Genomic DNA, 562 nt, shown 5'->3' on the forward strand with positions numbered 1-562 from the left:
ATTGTGGTTTTGGTGTTGATTTTTTTAAACAAACGATGTAAAATATTCATAGATTGAATATTTAGGAGTGAGTGATGCCCTTGTGGTTTTGGTGTATGGTGCCTGTGGTGTCTATTGGTATCACGATATTCATAAGGCTGAAATACGATCGTAGTGAAGAGATGAATAAACTCCGTGAAGAGATTAAAAACGACACCAATGCTTTTAAGAATGAGCAGGATAAATTGAAAGTAGATTTTAAAGCCAAAAGACAAGCAAATCAACAAGCATTGGAGGAAAAATCTATTGAAAAGCCTAGATGGGCTAAAAAGATAGATAACTGGCTCGAAGAGGCTTCTGTTAAAGCGGACCTCAAACTTGAACAGCTTGAAGCAAAACAAAAAACATTGGAGGAAAAACGTGCTCAGGAAATATTGAATGAAAAAGCAAAACAAAAAGAATTGGAGGAAAAACGTGCTCAGGAAATGTTGAATGAAAAACCTTACTGGCTTATGCATTTTGAAAAGTTTGAAGCTAAAATGGAAAAGAAAATTGAAGCTAAAATGGAAAAGGAAAAAGGAAA

At 34.5% G+C, this 562-nt stretch carries 1 protein-coding gene; it reads left to right on the forward strand.

Features of this window, described 5'->3' with window-relative positions; translation table 11 throughout:
* Positions 1-74 precede the first annotated feature (74 nt).
* The coding region (locus BKH42_RS09200) for a hypothetical protein (RefSeq protein WP_219349868.1) at positions 75-562 on the forward strand (488 nt) is incomplete at its 3' end.

This window comes from Helicobacter sp. 13S00482-2, from assembly GCF_002272795.1.
Classification (GTDB): domain Bacteria; phylum Campylobacterota; class Campylobacteria; order Campylobacterales; family Helicobacteraceae; genus Helicobacter_J.